This is a genomic window from Bacteroides caecigallinarum, assembly GCF_016901995.1.
GTDB lineage: Bacteria > Bacteroidota > Bacteroidia > Bacteroidales > Bacteroidaceae > Phocaeicola > Phocaeicola cellulolyticus.
In genome coordinates, this window is record NZ_JACJLE010000033.1 from 1 (window position 1) to 16269 (window position 16269).

A 16269-nucleotide genomic window follows, 5' to 3' on the forward strand; every position below is an offset into this window, starting at 1 on the left:
GGAATCCCCCCTTTACTTCATTGTTCGGGAAATCAAGAAGGAAGGTATTGAAATCTCTGTCGTAAGCCTTTATTGTAAGATATCCGCTTTGATATATCATAGGCAAAGGACGTTCCACGTCTGCCTTGTAGTCAATAAATTCTGCCGGAGTGTAATACTTTCCTGTAAATTCGTTCATCCTCTCATGTAAATGGTTAAGCAGGCGAATAAGATATGTGGGAGTTCCTGTGCTGAACCAATAGTCTTTGATACGTTTGGCGTCAAGAGCATTCAACAAGCTGAAAGGATTATAAATGTCTGTCAGCTTATCGCTGAAGTGGTAACCATCGTATTGTTTCTTCAACAGTTTATACATTTCTTCCGGTGTACACTGATACTCAACGGCCATTTGCGATACAGGTTCAGTAAAATATTTTCCAATTTCCTCCTGAGTAATACCGCACAGAGCTTCATAACGTATATCCATACTTATATCTTTAGCTTGGTTGAAACCGCTGAATATACTTTCTTGGGAATATTTTGTAACCCCTGTCAGCAGTACGAACTGCAGGTGTTTGTCCGCTCCTTTAAATACAGAATAAAAAGCTTTCAAAATATTGCGATGCTTGTCTTCCAGATTTGCATCCACACCCAGTACATCAAGAATAGGTTTATCGTATTCATCTACAAGTACCACTGCGCGTCGCCCTGTCTGAAGATGAGCGGCTTCGAGAATCTTTATAAAGCGGTCTCCAAGACCCAATTCATTTTCACGTATAGGCAGATTGTACTTCTGTTCCCATTCAGTAAGATAAAAATTAAGTTTCTTCTCCAATTCTCCTGAGTTTGTGAAATTTGTTGCATTGAAATCCACATGAAAAACGGGATACTCGTTCCATTCTGTCTCCATCTTTTCTATGGCGAGACCACGGAACAGTTCCTTATGTCCTAAATAATAGTTTTCCAGTGTAGAAACAAGAAGACTCTTTCCGAACCGTCTCGGACGGCTAAGAAAATAAATACTGCCATTATGTGTAAGGTCATAAATAATATCTGTTTTATCTACATATATATAACCTTCTTGAATAATGCGTTCAAAACTCTGGATACCAATTGGAAATTTCATAACTTAATTCTATTCTTGAAATTTACGCAAACTTACGGAAAAATCTTCATTTTTTCAATTACTTTTTCTTACTTTTTGCTACAAATCCGCCTACACTTCTTACCTTATAGAAATCTAAAAAATACCAATCCAGGAAGAAAAGTTAAGCCCGCCAATACAAATGCTTAACAAATCATCAACTAAAATCAGCAACAACCTTAAACCTCACAAATAAATTAACACTCACCTACCCCAAAAATCAAGAGAAAACGACCGGAAATTCCAACCAAAACGCCTTGACATCTTAGTTTGAATGTCAAAGCATTTTCAAAAGACTTGCAAAACCTTTGAAAATCTATTGCAAAACAGGGAATTTCATTCTATTCCATCAACAGAAAAGAAGACGCACAAAGTATCATAATAACAACAGAAATATATTATTTAAAAACTATTATCACAATAACCACCAAAAACACTTACATACAACACAATTTCAAGTACAATAAATATAATTTTACCAATTCACGAAACAGTATAAATACGTTTTTCAGTTTCAGTCGAACCATCACACACAAAACAGCCATTCTCAGAAACCCATTATTACAATTTGTCAAAATGACAATTAACATACTGCAGAATATCAATTAACCATTATTATGTAGCCACGTAACAAATGTTACGGTTTGCCCGGCTTATTATCCTTACCTTTGCAGCAAACAATTAAAAAACTAAGCAATATGGATTTAAGAAAGAGAAATGTTGGAGATATAGTAGCCGAAAGATTTGCTACGGCGAGTGTGTTTTATAAGTTTGGAATAGATTTCTGCTGTCATGGTCAAGTTGCCTTGGATGAAGCGTGCAAGAAAGCTAATGTGGACGTAGATACTGTCATTAATGCCATAAATGATAACAACACCGTTTCGGAAGGTGGTATTCCGTTTGCCTCCTGGCCTATCGACCTACTTATTGACTATGTACTAAAGATACATCACCGAGGAATCAGGAACAATGGTCCGGTACTTCTGGAGCTGATAGAAAAGGTTAAGAAAGCACATGGAGAGAGACATCCGGAACTGAACGAGCTGCACGAACAGGTTAGCGTTTCGCTTGAAGATCTGAAAAACCATCTGCAGAAAGAAGAGAATGTACTGTTCCCATACCTGCTTGAACTTTTCGATGCATCGGAAAGGAATATCCGCATAGCGCCTATGCACTGTGGCTCGATAGCAAATCCTATAAGGGTTATGAACATGGAACATGAGGCAGAAGGTAACAGATATTTCCGTATCAAGGAAATAACAAACAATTTTGAAGTTCCGCAGGACGGATGCAATACTTACCGCCTGATGATGACTGAACTGGAAAAGTTCGTGAATGCACTGTTCGAACATATACATATTGAAAACAATATCATGTTCCCGAAAAGTCTGGAACTTGAACAAAGAATGTTCTGACATTCAGAGATGTATTTTCAGAAAAGGGGGATGCTTCGGCATCCCTTATTTTTTTGAGGACGCAAATAAAAAAGCCCTTCAAATCTTCACGATTTAAAGGACTCCTTGTTCGTTTTTTCCGGCCAATGGATTCCCCAATCCAAAAAACCGTCAGTGTACGTACACCCTCAGGGATTCGAACCCTGGACCCACTGATTAAGAGTCAGTTGCTCTACCAACTGAGCTAAGAGTGCATCCACTAAATTATTGTCAAATTTCCCGAAAGAAGTACACCCTCAGGGATTCGAACCCTGGACCCACTGATTAAGAGTCAGTTGCTCTACCAACTGAGCTAAGAGTGCATCATTTTCGATTGCGGGTGCAAATGTATGACTTTTATTTTAATTTACAAAACATTTTAAAGACAATTTTATCCGCTTTTTATCCTTTTAAATACTATCTGGGGGCTTACAGGCCGTTCAAGACACACATTATCAGATGGTTTACACCCTCTCGGAAAAAAGACGGAGCAACTCTTCTTTTAGTATATCTCTGACCTCGTCCATAGGTATTTCGGAGCCTGTTTCCTTGAAAATCGAGGTGACGCCCTTATCTATAAAGCCACACGGATTGATATGGCGGAAATAATTGAGGTCGGTATTTACATTGAGAGCAAGACCGTGCATAGTGACAAAATGGCTGCTCCGGACTCCCATAGCACATATCTTCCTTTCGCGTGGTGTACCGGTGTCAAGCCATACTCCGGTTGCTCCCGCTACCCTGTCTGACACTATTCCGTAATGCGAGCAGGTACGGATAACGGCTTCTTCAAGCAGGTGAAGATAGTCTTTCAGTCCAAGATGGTAGTCCTCCAGACAGAGTATGGGATAACATACCAGCTGTCCTGGACCGTGATACGTGATGTCGCCTCCACGGTCGATACGGAACACTTCGGCTCCTATGCTCGAAAGCATCTCGTCGCTTATCAGCATGTTTTCCTGCTTGCCGTGTTTGCCTATTGTATATACGTGCGGGTGCGTACAGAAGATTATACGGTTCTCATACGGTTGTCCCTCGCTGCGGGCTTTTATTAAAGAATTGAACAATTCCGTCTGCCGTTCCCAGGCTTCGGAATAAGGGATGTGCTTCCAGTCTTCTATTTTCATGGTTATGGGTTTAGTTTAAAACAAAAATATAGGTTTTATCTTAATATTGCAAGATGTAGGGCATAAAGCATGCTGCAGATACAGTAAAAAACTATTAAAATGTAAGTATCAGTTTAACTCTTTCAAGAACTTTGTTTATATTTGTATTAAATAGAAATATCACAAAAACAGCTTATGAAAAAAAGAACGGTACTTAATACGACCTTGATGTGTGGGGCGCTTGCGTGTTTCTCATTACAGGGTTGCCAAAATACGGAAACAGCCAAGACTGCAAAAGTGTCAAGCATACAGGCGGATACTCTGGTTTCGCTGAAAGCCGGTGACGAAGCATCGCCAAAATGCAAGGTTTCCATAGACTATATGTATCTTGAGGCCGGAGACGAGAAGGATTCAATTTCTGCCATCATAAATTCCAAAATTCAGAGTATTGCGTTCGGCTATAAATATAGCAATATGGAGCCGAAAGAAGCCATTCCTGCTGTGGTGGGCAAATATACCCAGGACTACAGGGACAAACTCACCAAATTCTACGAGGCTGACGTTCATAACGGAGTAAAACCGGAGGATATCCCTGCATGGTATAACTATGAATATGAGATTACTTCGGAACTGTCGCTCAATAATGACAGTATATGGAATTTTTCCGTATCTACTTTCAAGGATACAGGCGGAGCTCATCCTAACACTACTATAAAATGGGCCAACCTGCTGGCAAAATCGGGTAAAGTACTTACCAAGGAAGTGGTGTTCAGAAAAGACAAGGAGAAGGAAATCATCGGTCTGATACTGAAGCATCTTATTGACGAGGTGAACCAGAGACTGGAGACTGACACCATAACTTCGCTGGAAGGGCTGAAACAGAACGGCGCGTTGCTGGACGTGGAGCTTTATATTCCTGACAACTTCCTGCTGCTTGAGGACAGGGTTTCGTTCCTCTACAACAGATATGACATAGCTCCGTATTCTATGGGCGAATTCATCATCGACGTGCCATACGCCGAGATTGAAACGATGCTGAACAGAAAATAGCTCTTAATTTTTAATTCTTAATTATTAACTCAATAAATGGAGATTATACAGAAATATTTTCCGGAACTGACCGACACACAGAAGGAGCAGTTCATGGCTTTATACGATTTATATACCGACTGGAACAGCAAGATTAACGTGATTTCCAGAAAAGACATTACAAACCTGTACGAACACCATGTACTTCACTCGCTGGGTATCGCCAAGGTGATTAATTTCCGACCGGGCACTGAGATTATGGACTTGGGAACGGGCGGTGGTTTCCCTGGTATTCCATTGGCCATCATGTTTCCGGACACTCATTTCCATCTGGTAGATAGCATCGGAAAAAAGGTGAAGGTGGCTACTGAAATAGCTTCTGCCATAGGACTGAGGAATGTCACTACACGTCACTGCAGGGCCGAGGAAGAGAAACAGCTGTTCGATTTCGTTGTGAGTCGTGCCGTGATGCCGCTTACAGACCTTCTGAAAATAATCAGAAAGAATATCAAGAAGGAACAGAACAACGCTTTGCCTAACGGACTTATCTGCCTGAAGGGCGGTGAGCTTCAGAACGAGGTGCTGCCTGTGAAACACCAGACAGTGATGTATGATCTGAAAGATTATTTCGAAGAGGAATTCTTCGAGACCAAAAAGGTGGTTTACGTTACTATAAACAAATGATCTATGACTATAAAATGCTTTGAATTCAATATGTTTCCGGTAAACACGTATGTGCTTTCGGACGAAACTAACGAAGCGGTAATAATAGATGCCGGATGTTATTACGAGGAAGAGCAGGAGATGCTGAAGCAGTATATTGAGAGAAACGGACTCACTGTGAAACATCTGCTCAACACTCATCTGCATCTGGATCATATATTCGGAAATGCCTTTGTGAGCAGGACTTATGGCGTTATGCCTGAGGCTTCGGCTGACGATGAATTCCTGCTGCCTAAGACTAAGGATTATTGCCGCATGTTCGGGATAGCGATGAACGAGGATGTTCCTGCACTTGGAAAGCAGCTGGCCGACGGTGATGAGGTTCACTTCGGAAATACAACGCTGAAGGTGATAAAGGCTCCGGGACACTCGCCAGGAAGTCTTGTATATTATAACGAAAAGGATGGCTGTCTGTTCTGCGGCGATGTACTGTTCAGAGGGAGTATAGGAAGAACTGACCTTGACGGGGGCAACTACAAACAGTTGATAGACAGTATAAGCAACCGCCTGTTCACCCTGCCGGACGATACAAAAGTCTATACGGGACACAGCGAACCTACTACAATAGGAAACGAAAAGATGAATAATCCGTTTTTCCGTTAAGGCCACAAGGCTACAGTTACAAGTTGACAAGGCATCCATCCGATAAAAAACCTTGTCAACTCGTCAACTTGTCACCTTAAAAAACTAAAAACTTAAAAACTCACAAACTTAAAACTAATATTACCATGAAAAGTTTCTCATTTGCCGACCGCCATATCGGTATTTCGGAACAGGACATTCCTGTTATGCTCAAAAAAATCGGAGTAAAGTCTGTGGATGAACTTATAGAAAAGACCATCCCGTCTGAAATAAGACTTAAAGAGAGACTGCCACTTAAACCTGCCATGAGCGAATATGAGTTTGCCAACCACATAAACCGTATGGCAGCGAAAAACACAAGATTCAAATCGTATATCGGTCAGGGATGGTATGACACTGCCACTCCTGCCGTGATACAGAGAAATGTATTCGAAAATCCTGTGTGGTACACTTCTTATACACCTTATCAGGCTGAGATTTCTCAGGGACGACTTGAGGCTCTTATCAACTTCCAGACTGCAGTGTGCGACCTTACGGCTATGCCGCTTGCCAACTGCTCTCTGCTTGACGAGGCTACAGCCGCTGCCGAGGCTGCCACTATGATGTTTGCGCTGAGAAGCCGCAAGCAGCAGAAGGAAGGGGCATGTACACTGTTTGTGGATGAGGAGATTTTCCCGCAGAACCTTGCCGTTATCATGACAAGGGCTATTCCTCAGGGCATGAACGTGAAGACTGGCTCATACAAGGATTTCGAATTTACTCCGGATGTGTTCGGCTGCATAGTGCAATATCCTAACAACAGCGGTAGCGCGGAAGACTACAGAGAGTTCACAGAAAAGGCTCATCAGGCTGAATGCAAAGTGGCTGTGGATGCGGACATCATGTCGCTGGCTCTGCTCGTTCCACCGGGTGAATGGGGTGCCGACATAGTATTCGGTAGCACTCAAAGACTGGGTATTCCTATGTTCTACGGAGGTCCGTCGGCTGCTTATTTTGCCACAAGGGACGAATATAAGAGAAATATGCCGGGACGTATCATAGGTCTGTCTAAAGACAAGTACGGACATCTGTGCTATCGTATGGCATTGCAGACACGCGAACAGCATATCAAACGCGAAAAGGCTACATCTAACATTTGTACTGCCCAGGCTTTGCTGGCTACAATGGCGGGATTCTACGCCGTATATCATGGTCAAGAAGGTATAAAGAATATTGCTTCGGGTATTCACAGCGCTACGGTTTGGCTTGCTAAACAGCTTTCAAAACTTGGTTATGTGCAGAAGAATGCCGTTTATTTCGACACTCTGAGACTGCAGATGCCTGATCATGTAAAGACTGACGAAATAAAGACTATATCTGTCGGCAAAGGTGTCAATCTGAGATATTTTGATAATGGTGATGTAGGACTAAGTGTAAATGAGACGACTTCTGTGGCAGAAGCTAATCTTCTGTTAAGTATTTTTACCATTGCCGCAGAAAAACCTTTCACCGAAACTGCTGAAATACCTGAAGGCTCGGTTATCAAGAAGGATATGAAACGCCAGAGTGGGTATCTCACTCACGAGGTGTTCTGCAAATATCACACTGAGACTGAAATGATGAGATATATCAAGCGTCTGGAACGTAAGGATATTTCTCTGGCTCATTCCATGATTTCACTGGGTTCTTGTACAATGAAGCTGAATGCGGCTTCCGAAATGCTCCCTCTCAGCAATGCGGGGTGGATGAACATGCATCCTCTGGCTCCTGCTGACCAGGCTGAAGGTTATATGGAGCTGATAACAAATCTGTCGGAACAGCTGGCTATTATCACTGGTATGGACGGTGTGACTCTGCAACCTAACTCAGGTGCTGCAGGCGAATATACAGGTCTGCGCGTCATTGCGGCTTATCTGAACAGCATCGGTCAGGGTAACAGGGATATCATTCTTATTCCTGCATCGGCTCACGGAACAAATCCTGCATCGGCTATTCAGGCTGGATTTACCACTGTGACTTGTGCGTGCGACGAACATGGCAATGTGGATGTGGAAGACCTTAAACGCAAAGCCGAGGAAAACAAGGATCGTCTGGCTGCATTGATGATTACTTATCCTTCCACTCACGGAATCTTTGAGGCTGACATAGTGGAAATCTGCAATATCATACATAACTGCGGTGCACAGGTCTATATGGACGGTGCGAACATGAATGCTCAGGTGGGACTTACCAATCCTGGTACTATCGGTGCGGACGTGTGTCACCTGAATCTGCACAAGACATTTGCCAGCCCTCACGGAGGTGGCGGTCCGGGCGTGGGTCCTGTATGCGTGAAATCGCATCTGGTTCCTTTCCTTCCGGGACATGCTTCAACCGGCAATGCTCTGAACGAGGTCTCAGCAGCTCCTTACGGCAGTGCCGGAATCCTGCCTATCACTTACGCATATATCTGCATGATGGGTGCCGAAGGTCTGGAGAACGCGACTAAGGCTGCTATCCTAAATGCCAACTATCTGGCTGCATGCCTGAACGACACTTACGGAATAGTATATAGAGGTACAAACGGATTTGTGGGACACGAAATGATACTTGACTGCAGAAGACTGCATGAGGAAAGCGGTATCGACGAAAACGATATCTCAAAGCGTCTGATGGACTACGGTTATCATGCTCCTACCCTTTCATTCCCTGTTCACGGCACTCTTATGATTGAACCGACAGAAAGTGAAAGTCTTGCAGAGCTTGACAACTTTGTAGATACTATGCTGAGTATCTGGAATGAGATTGAGGAAGTGAAGAACGGAACCGCTTCTGCCGAAGACAATGTTCTGAAAAACGCGCCTCATCCGGAATATGAAGTGGTGGAAGGTGAATGGGATCATCCTTACACACGCGCAAAAGCTGTTTATCCGCTGGAAAGCGTAAGACAGAACAAGTTCTGGATAAATGTGGCAAGAATAGATAATACATTGGGCGACCGCAAGCTGTTACCGACACGGTATGGGTCGTTTGAATGAATTAAAAATGAATAATTAATAATGAAAAATGGCGGGATTGTACTCTCGCCATTTTTTGTTTAATTGTATAATTATTTTACTTCAAATCTTCTCTAAAAACTAACAACTAATACTCAACTCCTCTTCCTATACCCCAATATAGCCCACGCATTGAATACCACGGCAAAACCGCATAGGGACAGGAAATACGGAACGAGTTCGACAAAACCGCTGCCTTTGAGATATACCATACGCATGACGCTGATAAAATATTTCAACGGATTGAATATGGTTATATACTGTGCCCAGTCCGGCATACTGGCAACGGGAGTGAGAAGTCCGCTCATAAGCAGGAATATCATTATGAAGAAGAACATCACGAACATGGCCTGCTGCATGGTGTCCGAATAATTGGATACTACAAGTCCCATACCTGATACGGCAACAATATATACCACAGCAAATAGATATATCGTCAGAAGGCTGCCAACAGGTATAAGTGAATATACAAACACTGCCAGCAGCATACAGAGTGTAAAGACTATAAGACCTATACACCAGTAAGGTATCAGCTTGGCAAGTATGAACTGCATACGGCTTGCAGGAGTCACGTTTATCTGCTCTATGGTACCGGCTTCCTTCTCGCCCACTATATTGAATGCAGGGAGAAATCCGGTTATCATGGTGAGAAGCATCACCATTATGGCAGGAACCATAAATACTTTATAGTCAAGATGCGGATTGAACTTGTATTGAGGCATAATCCTGAATGACTTTCCAACGGAACTTAGTACAGCAGGTTGAGACATCATCATTTCCTCGGACATAGATGTCGCGAAATCATTGACTATAGTAGAAAGATAGCTGCTGCCCAGAATTCCCTTGGTTCCGTTTACGGAGTTTGACGAAATCATCACACCGGCTACTCTCTCTGTCTGTAGATCTTTCTCGAAGCCGTCCGGAATGTCGAGTATTATATCTGCCTTTCCGGCATCAACGTCTCTGAGGGCTTCCTCACTACCGTTGGACACCGACTGGAAGATAAAATATCCTGACGAAACCACCTTGCGTACCAGTTCGTCTGATGTCACGCTGCGGTCGTTGTCAACCACAGTAAGACGGATATTCGTCACTTCCTGATTTGCAGCCCAGGGCATGATAAGCATCATGAAAAGAGGCATGGCTATAATCATCTTGGGAATGAACTTGTTCCTCATTATCTGCTTGAATTCTTTTTCCAACAAATACTTCAGCATAGACATTTCAGTTTAAACGGTTCTTGAATGTTTTCAGACTCAGTGTCACTAGGGCCACTGTGACAAAAAGCAGTATTCCTATCTCCTTCAGGACGAATTGTATCTCTGCTCCCTGAATCATTATCTTTCTGATAGCATCGACATACCATCTTGCGGGAACTATGGCAGAAAGGCACTGTAACGGAAGGGGCATGCTTTCTACCGGAAATATCAGACCGGAAAGGAGCATGACGGGCATCATAAGTCCCATTCCTGATACGAGCATGGCAGCCACCTGGGTATTAACCACGTTGGAGATAAGCAGTCCGAGCGACAATGCAAGGAAGATAAATATCACCGATACGAAAAACAGCAGAGACAGACTGCCGGCAATCGGTACTCCGAGTACATGTACCGAAAGCAGTAGTATGGTTATAAGGTTTACCAGTGACAGTGTGAAATATGGTGTTACTTTCGAAAGGATGATATATATCGGTTTCATTGGCGATACAAGGAGAATCTCCATTGTGCCGTTCTCCTTTTCGCGCACAATGGCTATTGAGGTCATCATGGCACAGATAAGCATGAGTATCATTCCCATTACTCCGGGAACGAAGTTGTATGCGCTCTCTGCCTGAGGATTGTAAAGCATCCTTATCTCGGGTATTATACGGCACGGGGCACTGCTACATTCGGACAGTTCCTGCATGCTCTGTGCGAGGATATTGGATGCATAGCCTGTTATCATTGATGCCTGATTCGGCTCCGTACCGTCGGTAATAAGCTGCACGGCGGCATCGCCTCCCTGATGGAGTTCATTTTCAAAATCATCGCTGAACACCATGACAAGGCCTATCTCCCCATACTTGAATACATCGTTTATGCGCGACACATCCCGAATTTCCTCGGCAATGGTGAAATATTCACTGGCATCGAAACGTTCCTTTATGGCTCTGGTCTCCATGCTTTGCGAAGGATCGAACACAGCAACCTTGGTGTTTCTCACTTCGGTGGTAATGGCAAAACCAAACAGAAGCATCTGCACCATGGGCATACCCAAGAGTATAAGCATGGTTCTGGAATCGCGGAATATATGAAGGAATTCCTTTCGGACAAATGTAATAAACTGTTTCATAACTGTCAATCTCCTTTTCGTGTAGCTTCGCGTGCCAACATGCGGAATACTTCGTCCATGTCCGACACACCAAATTTGTTACGCAACGCCATAGGGCTGTCCAGCGCCTTTATCCTGCCATCTACCATAATGGAGACACGGTCGCAGTATTCGGCCTCATCCATATAGTGAGTGGTGACAAACACCGTGATACCGCTTGACGCCGCACCGTATATCTGTTCCCAGAAACGGCGGCGCGTGATAGGATCTACCCCACCTGTCGGTTCATCAAGAAATACTATCTTGGGATTATGGAAAGTGGATACGGCAAATGCAAGTTTCTGTTTCCAGCCCAAAGGAAGGTCGCACACCATGGTGTCGCGCTCTGATTCCATATCTATACTGCGGAGAACCTTATCGGTCTTTTCGGCTATTTCCTTATCTTTCATACCGTAAATACCTCCGTACAGACGCAGATTCTCCCACACTTTCAGATCTTCATACAATGAGAATTTCTGGCTCATATAGCCGATATTGCGCTTTACCTTTTCAGGTTCGCTATCTATGTCGAAACCTGCCACTGTTCCCTTACCCTCCGTAGGACGGCTCAGTCCGCAAAGCATTCGCATAGCTGTAGTCTTGCCCGCCCCGTTGGCACCAAGGAAACCGAAGATCTCTCCTTTCCTTACGTTGAAAGTAATATGATCGACTGCCGTAAAATTGCCAAACCTCTTGGTAAGGTTCTCGGCCTGTATAACGTATTCTTCTTTCATTGCTCATCCTCCTTTAACATCAACATGAAACAGTCTTCCACTGTAGGCTTAATCTCTGTAATATCAATATTTCCGTATCCCTTATTAATCAGATATTCGTCAAGCATAGCGGCTGTAGCACTTTCAACCATAGTGACATGATAGCTTGCACCGAATGAGAATGACGATTTCAAGTATGGGCAGGAACGCAGGTCGTTCAGCAGTCTGTGCATATTGTCTGCTGTGACAGACCACAGTCTTTGCGGATAAGATGCTATGATATTGTCCGGTGAATCTATCCTAAGGAACTTTCCGTTTTGCATCAGCGCTATCCTGTCACAAAGTCTGGCTTCGTCCATATACGGCGTTGATACTATGATTGTTATACCCTGGTTCTTCAGTTTCAGGAGCATTTCCCAAAATTCTTTTCTTGACACAGGATCTACTCCGGTGGTAGGCTCGTCAAGAAATAGGACCTTCGGTTTGTGGATAAGTGCACAGCTCAGTGCCAGTTTCTGCTTCATACCTCCCGACAGTTTTCCGGCCCGGCGAGTCTTGAACGGTTCGATATGCTTATATATATCTTCTATCAGATGGTAATTTTCCTTTACAGTAGTATTGAAAACCGTAGCAAAGAAATTCAGATTTTCCTCTACTGTCAGATCCTGATACAGCGAGAATTTTCCGGGCATATACCCTATTATACTTCGCACGGATGCATAATCCTTCACCACATCCAGACCTTCAATCACAGCACTGCCACTGTCTGGCAATATCAGTGTGGTGAGGAGACGGAATAGTGTAGTCTTCCCCGCTCCGTCCGGACCTATGATACCGAAGAGTTCGCCTTTCGGAACATCAAAGCTGACATCGTCGAGAGCCTTGATTGAGCTATATGATTTTGATAATTGTGTTACTGATACTGAGGGCATTTTTTGAATTAAGAATTAAGAATTAAAAATTAGGTAACAAGTTGACAAGTTGACCAGGTTTTCCTGTACCTGTTTTTTGGTATCTGAAACCTGTAGCCTTGTAACTGAAGCCTTGTCAAATCAGAAACTCACCTCGCCATACATTCCGCGCTTGATATATCCGTCGTTCTGCACCTTAATCTTGACGGCATATACCAGGTTTGCACGTTCATCCCGTGTCTGGATGGTCTTCGGAGTAAACTCTGCCTTGTCTGAAATCCATGAAATTACTCCGCGGTATTCCTTTCTGTCGGAGTCACCGCTGTCGGCAAAAACCTTTACTTCCTGACCAATCTTCAGACCGGTAATCTGTCCGGATGTGATATAGGCTTTCAGATACATATCGTTGATATTTGCCACCTTGAACAGAGTGCGTCCCTGTACGGCAAGTTCTCCTTTTTCTACATACTTGGCCATAACTGTTCCGTCAACCGGTGATGCGATAGTACTTTTGCTTATCATATCGTTCGTAAGTGCTATCTGAGCCTTCAAGGCTTCAGCCTGAGCCTTGGCATTGGCATTGCCGTTTATCAATGTCTCGGTCTGTGCGTTCAACTGTTTCTCCAACAGATTGATGGCAGCAGTGATATCGTCCAACTGCTTGCGGTTTCCGGCATTGGCGTTTACAAGATTTTCGAATCGGGTCTTTTCCTTTTTCTGTGTAGCAATCTGCTGACGTATGGCTGCTGTCTGTTTCTCCACATCGCATATACGGCTTTCTGTAGCCTTGACATTGGCCTCAAGCTGAAGCCTCTGAAGATAAAGCTGTACGGTATCAATATATCCAACAGGCTTACCTGCCGTAACTTCCGTACCTTCGTCTATATCAAGTTCCATTATCTCACCGGCCACTCTTGCCGATACCATTACTTCTGTCACTTCGAATACTCCTGAAGCATCGTACTTACTGTCGCTTCCCGAACATGCTGTCAGGAGAGCCATTGCTGATATAATAGAAAGAATGTTTCTCATATTTCCCTGTTTTTTATGTATTGAAAAGTTTTTGCAAAGTGTTTTAAAAAGCTTTTAAACGGTGTTTAAACAGTATTTAAAAGTCGTTCATCACATATTTGAAATCATAGATGGCAAGCAGAAGCTGTATCTCATGCAGAATCTTTGTCTGTATGGCTGCATGCTCCGAATTGATGTCACGCATAAGGTCGGTACCGGATATAGTCCCGTTGGCTATCTTTGCCTCCGATGCTTTTCTGATTGAAGTCTTCAGGCGGATAATCTCGTCATCGTACTTTATCTGATCCATGTATTTGTCTATTGCAAGCTCTTTCTGCGTCTTGTCTATATCAGTATTGAAGAGAAAGAGTTCACGCTGGTTTTCCACCATATCTATATTGTTGCGTATCAGCTTTCTCTGACTTTTCAGAGAATAGAAGTTGCCGATATTCCAGTTCAGCTTTATCCCGGCTATGTAGTATGGAGCAAACTTATTTTCGAACATATCAAGTCCCGGTTTGCCATATCCTCCTGTGGCGAAAACACTCAGGCGGGGATAAAGCCCTGAATTGATACGGTTATAATCGCTTCTGTACTTCATCACCTGCGCATCGAACAGGCTCATTTCCGGTCGTCGGAAAGCATCGCTCTGCGTTGGACGTTCCGGCAAAGGTTTCACTAATCTGGTGTCGCCATCTATCTCCATTCCTGTCAGTTTGGCTAGAATGGTTATATATGTGTTCCTTGCCGTCACAAAGTCTATTTCGTTCTGCTCGGCCTTAATCATATCTACCTTTATGGCATCCAAATCTGACTGGTTGGCAATTCCGTTCTTTGTGTACGACTCCACCTGAGAATAGTTGTCTGCAAGTATTTTTTTCAGAAGTCTGTTCTGTTCTATCTGGGCATCGGCAAGCAGAATTCCGAAATATATCTGGTTAATCCTTTCATTAACGGCATAGAGGCTGACCTCAATATTGCTCTTTTCCACTTCGGAAGATGATTTCACGGTTTCTTTAGATGATTTGATTGCCCCACCATCCCAGATAGTCTGATTGAGGTCGAGCGATATACCGTACTGATCCTGGCTGAGATGAGGAATCTCCACTCCCTTAAAACCCATAGCTTCAAGGTCGATAGGTATCTTTGTAACGTCGGACTGATATGTGGCTTTAGATGAGAACATCAGCTGAGGAAGATACCCCTTGTTGAGATTATCAATATTATATTCCTTAGTCTTCTCCACCAGACCAAGCTTTCTGATTAGAGGATAATTCTCCCTGGCTTTGCTGTAACACTCCTCAATGGTTATACTCGTCTGTCCGAAGCACAATGCAGATAAGGCTACTGCAATGGCGGTAGTACATAGTCTTTTCATATATCAATACTTTAACTACTTTATTTAATTGCTTAATTAACGACATTATCAAAAAAATACGGGAATCCTTTTCTGAATTGAGCATTCTCCGTACATAAAAACTAACTACTTTTTCAACCTTGCCAATACAGTTTTTATAACCTCCGATTTTCTGTTATCAAGTATATGTTTCACAGATGAATCTCTATCACCCATTATTACATTATAAAATGGCATAATAACAAAATGTGCTATATCTAACGAAATGATAGTAATAAGAAGATCGTAAATTGATATGGAAGAAATATTACCTTTCTTTATTTCTTCATTTAAATCTTCTTCAAGCTTAGAGAAAGCAAGAGCTGCTTTAGGTCTGATTTCTTTCATAAACAAATTCACTAGAGCAGTCGAACCATTAAGATTTTCTCTCAATGCAAACCAAACTATCAAAGGATTTCTATTAAGAAAATCCCAATGAGCATCAATTATAGATACAACTTTTTCTTCAAATGTAGAACCTGAAGTATTTATATTCGTCACACTTGTAACCATAAGTTGCATCTTTTCTTTATAAATTCTTTCAAACAATTGTTCTTTAGTACGATAATAATAATGAACTAATGCCTGATTACAACCTGCTTCTTTAGCAATTTTTGCTGTTGTAGTATTGGTAAATCCCTGTTCCATGAATAACTTTTCAGCTGATTCAAGGATTTTCTGCTCCATATTGTTTTTGTCTTTATTCATTTAAATCCGTTAATTTATCCTTTAATTACAAAGTTAAACAATTAAATTAAAAGATGCAAGACATTGAAACAAAAAGACATAAAAAATCTGCCAAGAGCATAACACCCATGGCAGATTTTATAATATCCAAGCACTCAAAGAGTGCTGTAAATTCATTTAACTTCTATAGCT

General features: G+C 42.7%; 12 protein-coding genes, 2 tRNA genes and 1 pseudogene. 5 read left to right on the plus strand and 10 right to left on the minus strand.

From position 1 onward, the window contains the following. On the minus strand, positions 1-1105 hold a 1105-nt coding region (locus H6A61_RS09440; protein ID WP_204393142.1), incomplete at its 3' end, for an AAA family ATPase. 716 nt (positions 1106-1821) lie between these two features. On the opposite strand from H6A61_RS09440, the gene ric reads away from it, so the two are divergent. After that, entirely contained in the window at positions 1822-2538 is a 717-nt protein-coding gene (gene ric / locus H6A61_RS09445; protein ID WP_204393144.1) for an iron-sulfur cluster repair di-iron protein, read from the plus strand. Between the two features lie 160 nt (positions 2539-2698). On the opposite strand, the gene H6A61_RS09450 is transcribed toward ric, so the two are convergent. From H6A61_RS09450 to lipB, 3 genes are all read right to left on the minus strand, one after another. After that, positions 2699-2771, minus strand: a tRNA-Lys gene (locus H6A61_RS09450). 35 nt (positions 2772-2806) lie between these two features. Beyond that, positions 2807-2879, minus strand: a tRNA-Lys gene (locus H6A61_RS09455). Between the two features lie 141 nt (positions 2880-3020). Then, entirely contained in the window at positions 3021-3683 is a 663-nt protein-coding gene (lipB, locus tag H6A61_RS09460; protein WP_204393146.1) for a lipoyl(octanoyl) transferase LipB, read from the minus strand. A gap of 174 nt (positions 3684-3857) precedes the next feature. Between lipB and H6A61_RS09465 the strand changes: the two genes are divergently transcribed. The 4 genes from H6A61_RS09465 (at position 3858) to gcvP (ending at position 8992) form a co-directional block, all read left to right on the plus strand. After that, positions 3858-4712, plus strand: coding sequence for a DUF3298 and DUF4163 domain-containing protein (locus H6A61_RS09465; RefSeq protein WP_204393148.1), 855 nt, complete (start codon positions 3858-3860; stop codon positions 4710-4712). A 36-nt stretch (positions 4713-4748) separates the two neighbouring features. After that, positions 4749-5375, plus strand: a complete 627-nt coding sequence (gene rsmG / locus H6A61_RS09470; RefSeq protein WP_204393150.1) for a 16S rRNA (guanine(527)-N(7))-methyltransferase RsmG — start codon at positions 4749-4751, stop codon at positions 5373-5375. Positions 5376-5378: 3 nt separating this feature from the next. Continuing rightward, complete coding sequence (locus H6A61_RS09475; protein WP_154042537.1) at positions 5379-6017, plus strand: MBL fold metallo-hydrolase; 639 nt, start codon at positions 5379-5381, stop codon at positions 6015-6017. 125 nt (positions 6018-6142) lie between these two features. Continuing rightward, positions 6143-8992, plus strand: a complete 2850-nt coding sequence (gcvP, locus tag H6A61_RS09480) for an aminomethyl-transferring glycine dehydrogenase (RefSeq protein ID WP_204393152.1) — start codon at positions 6143-6145, stop codon at positions 8990-8992. A 113-nt stretch (positions 8993-9105) separates the two neighbouring features. Here gcvP and H6A61_RS09485 read toward each other — a convergent pair whose 3' ends face one another. The 6 genes and pseudogenes from H6A61_RS09485 to H6A61_RS09515 form a co-directional block, all read right to left on the minus strand. Further along, positions 9106-10227 carry an ABC transporter permease gene (locus H6A61_RS09485; protein WP_204393154.1) on the minus strand — a complete coding sequence of 374 codons (1122 nt, stop codon included), beginning with the start codon at positions 10225-10227 and terminating at the stop codon, positions 9106-9108. Positions 10228-10234: 7 nt separating this feature from the next. Continuing rightward, positions 10235-11341, minus strand: coding sequence for an ABC transporter permease (locus tag H6A61_RS09490; protein WP_204393156.1), 1107 nt, complete (start codon positions 11339-11341; stop codon positions 10235-10237). 5 nt (positions 11342-11346) lie between these two features. After that, positions 11347-13004, minus strand: a pseudogene (locus H6A61_RS16295) (ATP-binding cassette domain-containing protein). A 120-nt stretch (positions 13005-13124) separates the two neighbouring features. Beyond that, entirely contained in the window at positions 13125-14015 is an 891-nt protein-coding gene (locus tag H6A61_RS09505) for an HlyD family secretion protein (RefSeq protein WP_204393162.1), read from the minus strand. 76 nt (positions 14016-14091) lie between these two features. Then, positions 14092-15372 carry a TolC family protein gene (locus tag H6A61_RS09510; protein WP_204393164.1) on the minus strand — a complete coding sequence of 427 codons (1281 nt, stop codon included), beginning with the start codon at positions 15370-15372 and terminating at the stop codon, positions 14092-14094. Between the two features lie 105 nt (positions 15373-15477). Next, positions 15478-16098 carry a TetR/AcrR family transcriptional regulator gene (locus tag H6A61_RS09515; protein ID WP_204393166.1) on the minus strand — a complete coding sequence of 207 codons (621 nt, stop codon included), beginning with the start codon at positions 16096-16098 and terminating at the stop codon, positions 15478-15480. Positions 16099-16269 lie beyond the last annotated feature (171 nt).

What these genes read in the sequence shown, in the direction of transcription:
- ric (WP_204393144.1), top strand. Translation starts at nt 1,822, where the DNA reads ATGGATTTAAGAAAGAGAAATGTTGGAGATATAGTAGCCGAAAGATTT.
- lipB (WP_204393146.1), bottom strand. Translation starts at nt 3,683, where the DNA reads ATGAAAATAGAAGACTGGAAGCACATCCCTTATTCCGAAGCCTGGGAA.
- H6A61_RS09465 (WP_204393148.1), top strand. Translation starts at nt 3,858, where the DNA reads ATGAAAAAAAGAACGGTACTTAATACGACCTTGATGTGTGGGGCGCTT.
- rsmG (WP_204393150.1), top strand. Translation starts at nt 4,749, where the DNA reads ATGGAGATTATACAGAAATATTTTCCGGAACTGACCGACACACAGAAG.
- H6A61_RS09475 (WP_154042537.1), top strand. Translation starts at nt 5,379, where the DNA reads ATGACTATAAAATGCTTTGAATTCAATATGTTTCCGGTAAACACGTAT.
- gcvP (WP_204393152.1), top strand. Translation starts at nt 6,143, where the DNA reads ATGAAAAGTTTCTCATTTGCCGACCGCCATATCGGTATTTCGGAACAG.
- H6A61_RS09485 (WP_204393154.1), bottom strand. Translation starts at nt 10,227, where the DNA reads ATGCTGAAGTATTTGTTGGAAAAAGAATTCAAGCAGATAATGAGGAAC.
- H6A61_RS09490 (WP_204393156.1), bottom strand. Translation starts at nt 11,341, where the DNA reads ATGAAACAGTTTATTACATTTGTCCGAAAGGAATTCCTTCATATATTC.
- H6A61_RS09505 (WP_204393162.1), bottom strand. Translation starts at nt 14,015, where the DNA reads ATGAGAAACATTCTTTCTATTATATCAGCAATGGCTCTCCTGACAGCA.
- H6A61_RS09510 (WP_204393164.1), bottom strand. Translation starts at nt 15,372, where the DNA reads ATGAAAAGACTATGTACTACCGCCATTGCAGTAGCCTTATCTGCATTG.
- H6A61_RS09515 (WP_204393166.1), bottom strand. Translation starts at nt 16,098, where the DNA reads ATGAATAAAGACAAAAACAATATGGAGCAGAAAATCCTTGAATCAGCT.